The sequence below is a fragment of the Bartonella sp. AA74HLJMH genome (assembly GCF_042197045.1).
In the GTDB taxonomy this organism is placed as follows: domain Bacteria; phylum Pseudomonadota; class Alphaproteobacteria; order Rhizobiales; family Rhizobiaceae; genus Bartonella.
In genome coordinates this window covers 1-856 of sequence record NZ_JBHIRJ010000116.1, presented here as the reverse complement: position 1 = coordinate 856, position 856 = coordinate 1, and the positions used below count along the sequence as shown (strand labels likewise).

Genomic DNA, 856 nt, shown 5'->3' with positions numbered 1-856 from the left:
AATGTATAAGTTTCCAGTTGCAAACAAAAGCCGTGTCTTAAAGGACGCGGCTTTTTTGCTATAAAGCAGCCCCCCGCGCCGTTATTTTATTTACGCTGCTTTATTTTCAACAATCTTTACAACGGTATCGTTTTCATAAATTTCACAATCTTCAGGAATTCCATATACATAGTAAATGTTTTGCTCAACATATGAATAATCATTTCTTTTTAATCTTGCATTGCCATGTACCAAACCTCTAATGGTGTGATAACCAGTCACTTTAGCATTGCCATAAACAGAACCGTAGACCTTAACATACCCACCCACGCTAGCATTGCCATAAACCTTGCCATAAATTTTTGAAGAGCTACTTACAACAGCATGATCATAAACCTCAGCCTTGCTATAAATGCGTGCACTTCCTGTTAATTTTGCATTCCCATAAACCCTTGCATATTGATAAACCCACACCTTATCAGAAAGATGCGCATTATCATAAACATGAGCTCCAAAATACACGCGGGTTTTATCATATACATGCGCATTGCCATAAACAAAACCACCAATGACAGCGTTGCCATATACCCTTGCATTTTCATAAACACGACCAGATTTTACAACACAAGCATTATCATAAACCCAGCAATTGCCATCATGAGAAAGGTTATCTTCCTTTTCAATAAAGCCGCCTAAATCACCAGCTTTAACATCAGCAAAGTCTTTTAAAGCACGAATGCGGTATAAAGTAATCCCTTTAACGTGACTTTCATTTATAAGCTCATATTTTTTAGATACATTTTTAGTGGTCATAGGTAGCTCCCTAATCTAATATTCAAACAAATTTTTAAATGAAATGGTTATAAGGAGGCGCCCC

1 protein-coding gene is annotated in these 856 nt (G+C 36.8%); it reads right to left on the bottom strand.

What is annotated here, in order from left to right; genetic code table 11:
- Nucleotides 1-90: 90 nt before the first annotated feature.
- Nucleotides 91-792, bottom strand: a complete 702-nt coding sequence (locus ACFINH_RS10055; protein ID WP_273791603.1) for a hypothetical protein — start codon at nucleotides 790-792, stop codon at nucleotides 91-93.
- Nucleotides 793-856: the final 64 nt, after the last annotated feature.

What these genes read in the sequence shown, in the direction of transcription:
- ACFINH_RS10055 (WP_273791603.1), bottom strand. Translation starts at nt 792, where the DNA reads ATGACCACTAAAAATGTATCTAAAAAATATGAGCTTATAAATGAAAGT.